The sequence below is a fragment of the Limnofasciculus baicalensis BBK-W-15 genome, from assembly GCF_024178385.1.
Lineage (GTDB): Bacteria > Cyanobacteriota > Cyanobacteriia > Cyanobacteriales > Coleofasciculaceae > Limnofasciculus > Limnofasciculus baicalensis.
Window position 1 is genome coordinate 1 of record NZ_JAMZMM010000299.1, and the last position, 7,762, is coordinate 7,762.

The window sequence follows — 7,762 nt, forward strand, 5'->3', positions numbered from 1 at the left end:
ATCTTATAGAAAATGAAGAAATACTTGAGCTATGCCTTAATTTATCTTTAGATTTTTTCTTAAGTCCATTTTCTATTATAGAGAAAAATAGCCCACTTAAATTACAAGACAGTCGATTATTTAGTTCTGACATGAAAATTATTAAATCAGATGACACCAAGTCAATACTAATAATATCCGTAAATGTTGTTGAAAAAATATCAAAACTTTTAGATTTAGAAAAAACACAAATTAAAATAACTAGTAATTTATTTCAAAAAATAAAACTAAATGAGCGTCAAACCAAGATAATGACCAAGCTACTTGGTTAAGCAAACCTTATCAATCATTCGCTAAAAACCCTTGGTTTTGACCTCTTGTCCACTTGACTTGAGATTATCTAATAAAATATCTAATAAAATATTAGATATTCTCAAGACAGGTACTCTGACAAGGAAAAAGCAGAGGTTCCAGGTTGTGATTGATAAGTCTGACTGATAGGTATTAGAACAACTCCGGTACTTCTACTCGATTGATAATGCCAGCATAATTATTATAAATTGTCTGGATTCCCGACTTACTCCCATGGGTAAGGCTTGCACATTTAACCACATCCTTAGTCTTCTCAAGGAAATGACTAATAAACGTATGCCTTGTATTGTATTGGGGTCTATGTTCAATCCCTAATTCTTTTAAACATTTAGCCCAAATACGTTGAGAAAAGTTATGGTCATCAATCGGATGTCCCTTTGGACTAGGAAATACCAATGATTCTGGATTTTTGTCAGATTGCTCATATCGTGTAGTTAACATCTCTAATAAACCATGAGCAATAGGAAATTCTCGCATTTTATTGGTCTTGGTAGTCTTGCGTACTCTGTGAGAAGTATTGTTTTTATTCCTTCCTAGAGACTCATAAATAAATAACAAATTACGATTGAAGTCGATATGTTTCCACTGTAACCCTATCGCTTCACTTGTACGAGTGCCTGTCAAAAAGAGGAATTTAACATAGTCGGCATAGTGACAGTAGTATTCGCTGACTTGAAACCAATCAATAATTTCTCTTGTTTCCTCAGCAGTAAATGGCTTAGGCAGTGGTTTTGATTCAATTTCTATCTTTACTTGCCTGAAGAAAGGAGACACCACTTTTAAAGTGTTTTGGTAGCGTTGAATTGTTGAATTTGATACGCCACGTTCTGTTTTTAGCCAAGTAATAAAATTTTGTGCATCATCAATACTCTCTATCTCTCGATGATACTTTTTTAATAGAACAATCACTGCTTTGTCTGGGGTACTGAACTTATTCTCCAGTCTTTTTTCTAACAATTCAATTAAAGTTGGTTCTTTTTCAGTAGGTAAATCCTTAATTGAATCTTGGATGCCTTTTTTAGCTTGCTTAATAAAGTCACCAATCGCACTGGGATTATATTTTAGTGCCAACTCTCCATTGTTAGTTGCTGTGAAATTACCTGATGCAATATCCAACGCGATTCTGTCACAAATAGTTTGAGCGTGTTTTAATGCGATTGAGTCACCGTACTGACCCAAAGAACCCAGCGTAAAGCGAATACCATTGTGGGTAAAGCGAATACGAATAGAACCGTGATTGTCTGAAGGTCGCTTTGGGGCTACCATGATTCCTAGTTGTCCCGTCGGTTACTCCTTATTTTTACCATGATTGACCTAAAATTGACCTAAAAAGCCCATTACCTCTGGCAACCCTGTGTATTTGCGTAGTTTTCACTTCCTTCACACGGAAGGGGTCACTGGTTCAAATCCAGTATCGCCCATTTAATAAAAAAAATATATATATAGCAAGGGTTACAGCAGTTTTTACCAAGTAATTATGTAGCTGCTGTAACTCATTTTTTGAGACTTTTAGGAAGTGTAGATATAAAGAAGAATAAAGCGAAGTGAGGATATACTTTTTTACTTCCAATCTTCTCGCTCTTGGGAATAACTATTTAACAAACCACGAAGACACTAAGACACTAAGACACGAAGGAAGAGATAGATAATCTTCTGCCGCAAAGGGAGTAAATTCGTGACAACTTCCTCAAATAGAAGATGAGGCTGCTTCCTGCTTAAGTGAGCGGGTTTTAACTTTTCTCAAGATGACATTGATAGCCAATCGCAGGAATCGAAGTGGGTAGTAAAACCAAGCAGGAAATCTCACTAGTGGTAACAACAACCAGTCGGATGTCGTTGGAGTAAAGACTGTCTGTAAACAATATTGTATCTTTTCCCAGAGCCGTTCCCTCACTATTATATGAAATTTTGATAGTTGACCAATACTTGTGGTGCTACCATTCTCTGCAAAAAGCCCCACTTTAATATCTTCAGCTAGTTTTCTCACCATTGAATCGGCTTCTATCCTTTCCTCTACTAAATTTGGCAGTGATATTTCTAGGATGTTTTGTGCTAACAAAAGCCCTAATAAAAGCATTCTCTCACTACCCATTATCGTCGCTCTTTCTAGTACTATTTTCCAATTTAATTGGGGATGAGAGCGAATGAGTTCGGCAATATCGCAGATTCGAGGTAGTTCAGCCCAACAGTCTTTTGCTCCATGTCCGCAGAGAATTAATAATGTATTTTCTGGGGAAAAATTGGAGACTGTTTTGCCTGCGATCGCAATTTGCTCCAAATCAGACCACAATCCTTGTTCCTCAATGGGAAACGAGAAAAATTCTGGCATCACTCCCCAGTGTAATTCTGCCAAAACACCAGTTTTTTTCTTGATAAATGGATAGGCACATTCTCGCACTAATTTATAGATATCGGGGGATTTGATAAATTTAGCTGTTTGTGATTCATTGGGTTTAATACACTCAATTTTCATCCGGTAGCCGTGACTGAGAAACAGCGCTTTTGCTTGATTAATATGTTGTTTTTGTACTAAAATATCAAGGTCGCTAAATTGTCGCAGTGCTAGGTTATTATATGCTGATACGGCAAGAACAGGTCCTTTGAAGGGGATAACAGGAATATTGTGAGACTCTAATAAATTTATGATTTTGACTAATTCTACACTTAGGAATAGACTGCGGCGAGCATTCTCATTAAAATGGTTTTGCAGCAAAGCCATTTTATCTGGAGGAACCGCTTCTGGACAAGTATTGTTCAGATTCCAGTACAGTAGGGGCATGACTTTGTGGTGTTTGGCTATTTTGAGGAGATATTGCCAATCAATTGTTTCTTGAAGCAGTATTTTTAGACTTGCAGCAGTTTGCGAGTCTATGGTGGTGCGGGTGCAGGAGAGCAAAATTTGGACTTCGCGATTAGACTGTAGGTTGGGTTGAGCGCTAGTGAAACCCAACTCTGAGTAGTTGTTGGGTTTCGTTTCCTCAACCCAATCTACTGAATTATTATTAATCAGTGGTTTGAGTAAAGTCATTTTCTATAAATCTGGCTAAATCGGATAAAGATGACAAACAGCGGGGTCGTTTTAAACGACAAACTGATATAGTATTTGCTAATTTTGCACCTAGTTGAAATTTTGCTGCTGCTGCACCAGTGGCTTCGAGCAATTCTTTAATTGGATAGGATTGGCGCGTGACTTCAATAAATGCTGATTGAGGTGTCAGGGGTTCAATCTCTTCCTGAGTACCGTATTCCAGCACATATATTTTTTTTAGGGGCAGGGGGGTTTTTTGAAATCCGTCGCTAACGTGACGAAACCGTTTCTCTGAATTGGGGTAAACTTGGGGTAGATTTTCTGGTGTTTGTCCCAAAGAGGTGACGGATTCAGGCCATAATCTCAGTTGGGGAAAGCTGGGCAATACGGTAATATTTTCTGGACTGCTCATATCGAGAGCTAAGACATCATCGGTGACAATAGGATAGCCCAGTTGATGTAATGCACCTGCAGTGGTAGATTTTCCTTGTCCTGATTTGCCGAGGAAAGCAACCACACCACCATTTATCGCGACAGCACTAGCATGAAGGATGAGTAATCCGCGCTGATGGAGCAGCATCGCTAGGGGAACAATAAGGATAAATGGCGGTAAGAATCTTTCATCAGTATTAGTATCTATATCAACAACAATTTCACATCCCTCTCGTACCAAACAGGTTCCTACATTTCGCTGATGAAAGCAAACTTCTTTGGTATTGGCGCGAAGTACAAATTCATCTTTCCTTGCAATTGCTGATTCAGTCCGATTTATAGTACCTTTGTGGATAATAATATCTTTGGTTTTAGCTCCTAACATGAGGTGCGGTAGGGGTACTTCGGAATGGATACCTAAACCGTAGGCTGTGTAGGAAAACATGATTTGGATAGAGTCCAGATATTTTGATTATGGTGAGGGTATTGAGCTGGGATGCTATCTATTCTCACCATACAATTGGTTACAAATCACAGTTGATTGGGTTAAACATCTCCCTGATCGATAGGCATACCACTCCCCTCAAGAGTGACTTCTTCTACACCACCGTGGTTAGTTACCATAGGCTTGCGGTAGGGCTTTTTCACTTGAGCTTGTTGGTTGGATTGCATGTTTTTTATCTCCTGTAAACTGGTAAACTGATAATTAATCGTTGACTGTTGAATTTACTGAACTTCAATTAGACTGCGAGATTGTAGGTTTTCGATGAGTTCCCAGAGATCTCGCTCGCATTCTTCTTGCTCAACTTGATATGTTTTGATAATGGCATCCTGGATTTCTTTTACTGTTTTGGGTGTTTGAATCAGATTCCAAACAAGGGTGGCAACATCATTCAGTCCATAGTACGAGCTGGTTTTCGGCTCGAGGATGACTGTCTCTGTGCCCAAATTGCAGGAGATCTGATTTTTTATTACAGCTATAGTTGAAGAACTGGAAACCATCGAATCCTTTCTCTAGCACTAATTGGTTGGTTCGTAATCCGTCGATCCACGTAAGTCGATCCACGTAACTTAGTTTTAGCACTATATCTCTACATTTGTCTAGTACCGATTTTGATTCTTAATTATTTTTTTTTAATTTGCATATTTCTGATTAAAATCCGTATCTTTGCCGAATCTTCACAGAATTCTTATTGTTATTCCAGAGAGTTTGAAATTATTATTCATGATGATTGAAAAAATATTGGCGATCTCTGAAATTTACTGAAAATCTAAACCTGGTTTTCATCAACTAAACCATTAGATCTTGATTTTAAAAATATTTTGATTAGGACAATCAAAATATTTTTATTGTGAAGCATCAGTCCTTGCTGCGTAAGCTTTTGATGTCTATTTGCTTTCACTAAGTAAATCAATAAAACATCTCAATTACAGTCAATAAAATATCCATTAATTCAAATCGATTATTTATTGAAGCTTCACCAAAACGGGAAAAGACAATAAACACCAAAAATCTAATAAAAATAAAATACACTTGCCAGGGAAAATTCGGATCAATATTTTTATTATTCTATACGCCAAATGGCTGATTTATTTTCCAAAAATACGCCAAATATCCATTGTCTGTCTCTAATTAAAACGATTAGACTAAAATCTAAAGGTGCAAATCAAATATCCTGCCTAAAGAAAAACAAATAGGTAAACACTAACTGCATTTTGTGAAAAATTTATGAAATTCTCCTCCTTAAGCCATACTATGCTCAAAACTCCAACCACATTTGGTCTTCTGGTTTTTTTTTGCAGTTTTGCCAATTCTGTCCAAGCCCAATCCATTACCGCAGCACCTGATGGGACAAATACGGTTGTAACTCAAGAGGGGAACCGAATCGACATTACAGGTGGTACTTTTTCTGGAGATAAAGCTAATCTGTTTCACAGTTTCACTCAATTTGGTCTAAGTACTGAGCAAATCGCTAATTTTCTCTCCAATCCTGATATTCGCAATATCTTAGGCAGGGTAACGGGAGGCGATGCTTCGCTGATTAATGGACTGATTCAGGTAACAGGCGGCAATTCTAATCTCTATTTAATGAATCCAGCGGGGATTGTATTTGGTCCAAATGCTCAGTTAAACGTTCCGGCTGCATTTACTGCAACTACCGCAACAGGTATTGGTTTTGGGGATAATAATTGGTTCAATGCCACAGGAGTTAATAATTATCCTGCTTTCCTGGGAAATCCCAATAGTTTTGCCTTTAATGTCAGTCAACCGGGCAGTATTATTAATGCTGGGACTTTGGCAGTAGGAAATGGGCAGAATCTAACATTAGTTGCGGGCAATGTAATTAATAATGGAACCCTAACTGCACCTGATGGAAATATTACTGTCACTGCTGTACCGGGATCGAGCAAAGTCCTACTTTCCCAAGCGGGAAATTTATTGAGTTTAGAAGTTAATCCCACAACTACCTCTGCTGCTTCCGGAATTGTACCCCTCAGCCTAGCTCAACTAATTACAGGTGAGGGAGTTAATCAAGCCACCGGAGTTGCGGTTAATAGTGCAGGAGAAGTAGTCTTGACAGCTTCGGGAACGATTATTCCTACTACAGGAGGAACTACAATTGCTTCGGGTGCGATTAATACTTCTGGACAAACAGGCGGTACTGTTAATATTTTGGGCGATAAGGTTGGAGTCATTGGCGGTACTATTAACGCCTCTGGTAATAATAGTGGTGGAACAGTATTAATTGGGGGCGATTACCAAGGCAAGGGAACCCTTCCTAATGCAACTCGCACTTTTATTAGTACTGATTCCACTATTCATGCCGATGCCCTCAATTCCGGAAATGGTGGACAAGTTATTGCTTGGGCAAATAATGCCACTCAGTTTCTCGGTAATATTACTGCACGAGGTGGCTCTCAATCGGGAAATGGCGGATTTGTCGAAGTTTCTGGTAAGAATAATCTCGCTTTCCAGGGTAATGTGGATACTACAGCAGCATTAGGCAATCCTGGGATGTTGCTTCTCGATCCGACTAATATTACTGTAATTAATGGACCAGGTTCCTTTACTTCCCTCTCTCAAGTAGATAGTTTTACTGATCCGGATGTAGGGGCAAATACTATAGATGCAGCACTCCTGAATAGTGCAGCAACGAATATTACTCTGCAAGCCAGTAACAATATCACCTTCAACGCACCCATCACCATGACAAATCCAGGGGTGGGATTAACAGCTGAGGCGAATAACAATATTAATGTCAATGCCAATATCACTACCAATAACGGGAACCTCACCCTAACTGCCAATGCAGATAATCTCAATGGCGGAGCAATAACAATTAGTAATGCAACCATCTTCACCGGGATAGGTGCAATTAGCTTAACTGGCACAGGTGCGAATGGCGCTGCTGGTGCTAACGGTGGCAATGGGATTACCTTGAATAATAGCAATCTAATTACCGTCAGCGGCGCAATTAACCTAACAGGAACAGGTGGTGCAGGTGGTGCTGGTACTCCTGGTACAGTGGGCGCTTCCGGTACTAATCTTCAACAGCAAGGAGGTAACAGAGGAACAGATGGCCAGAAAGGTGGAGATGGTGGCAATGGCATTGTCGTGATTAACAGTACAATTACCTCCACAAGTGGTGCTATTGCTTTGCAAGGTACAGGTGGTGGTGGTGGTGCTGGAGGTGCTGGCGGGGGTGGCGGTGCAGCATCTACTATTATTGGCTCAAGCTTTGGCGATGCTCCCAGCAATCCCGGCATTACAGGCGGTGCTGGTGGTGCTGGTGCTGGTGCCGCAGGTGGTAGCGGGGGTAGTCTTGGTAGCGGTAATGGTGTCGGCGGTGCTGGCAGCCTAGGAGCAAACATAGATCCGCATAACAATACCCCCCAACGTGCTAGTGGTGGTGGCGGCGGCGGCGGCGGTATTGGTGCAACAGGTGGTAC

The 7,762-nt window shown here is 39.9% G+C and carries 7 protein-coding genes; 2 read left to right on the forward strand and 5 right to left on the reverse strand.

The window, feature by feature from the left end; genetic code table 11:
• Positions 1-311, forward strand: a 311-nt coding sequence (locus NJ959_RS22460) for a hypothetical protein (RefSeq protein WP_254013974.1), incomplete at its 5' end; no start/stop codon positions are given.
• Positions 312-483: 172 nt separating this feature from the next.
• Here NJ959_RS22460 and NJ959_RS22465 read toward each other — a convergent pair.
• The 5 genes from NJ959_RS22465 to NJ959_RS22485 all read right to left on the reverse strand — a co-directional run bounded on the left by NJ959_RS22465 (position 484) and on the right by NJ959_RS22485 (position 4,813).
• Complete coding sequence (locus tag NJ959_RS22465; protein WP_254013975.1) at positions 484-1,617, reverse strand: tyrosine-type recombinase/integrase; 1,134 nt, start codon at positions 1,615-1,617, stop codon at positions 484-486.
• A 421-nt stretch (positions 1,618-2,038) separates the two neighbouring features.
• Positions 2,039-3,379, reverse strand: coding sequence for a nucleotidyltransferase domain-containing protein (locus tag NJ959_RS22470; RefSeq protein ID WP_254013976.1), 1,341 nt, complete (start codon positions 3,377-3,379; stop codon positions 2,039-2,041).
• Positions 3,354-4,256, reverse strand: a complete 903-nt coding sequence (locus NJ959_RS22475) for a phosphoenolpyruvate carboxykinase (ATP) (protein WP_254013977.1) — start codon at positions 4,254-4,256, stop codon at positions 3,354-3,356. Before NJ959_RS22475 ends, NJ959_RS22470 begins: the two co-directional genes overlap by 26 nt.
• 101 nt (positions 4,257-4,357) lie before the next feature.
• Positions 4,358-4,483 carry a lasso RiPP family leader peptide-containing protein gene (locus NJ959_RS22480; protein ID WP_254013978.1) on the reverse strand — a complete coding sequence of 42 codons (126 nt, stop codon included), beginning with the start codon at positions 4,481-4,483 and terminating at the stop codon, positions 4,358-4,360.
• Positions 4,484-4,537: 54 nt separating this feature from the next.
• On the reverse strand, positions 4,538-4,813 hold the full coding sequence (locus tag NJ959_RS22485) for a PqqD family protein (RefSeq protein WP_254013979.1): 276 nt from the start codon (positions 4,811-4,813) through the stop codon (positions 4,538-4,540).
• 727 nt (positions 4,814-5,540) lie between these two features.
• Between NJ959_RS22485 and NJ959_RS30270 the strand changes: the two genes are divergently transcribed.
• Positions 5,541-7,762: two-partner secretion domain-containing protein (locus NJ959_RS30270; RefSeq protein WP_256529599.1), on the forward strand; the 2,222-nt coding region annotated here is incomplete at its 3' end.

What these genes read in the sequence shown, in the direction of transcription:
- NJ959_RS22465 (WP_254013975.1), bottom strand. Translation starts at nt 1,617, where the DNA reads ATGGTAGCCCCAAAGCGACCTTCAGACAATCACGGTTCTATTCGTATT.
- NJ959_RS22485 (WP_254013979.1), bottom strand. Translation starts at nt 4,813, where the DNA reads ATGGTTTCCAGTTCTTCAACTATAGCTGTAATAAAAAATCAGATCTCC.
- NJ959_RS22480 (WP_254013978.1), bottom strand. Translation starts at nt 4,483, where the DNA reads ATGCAATCCAACCAACAAGCTCAAGTGAAAAAGCCCTACCGCAAGCCT.
- NJ959_RS22470 (WP_254013976.1), bottom strand. Translation starts at nt 3,379, where the DNA reads ATGACTTTACTCAAACCACTGATTAATAATAATTCAGTAGATTGGGTT.
- NJ959_RS22475 (WP_254013977.1), bottom strand. Translation starts at nt 4,256, where the DNA reads ATGTTTTCCTACACAGCCTACGGTTTAGGTATCCATTCCGAAGTACCC.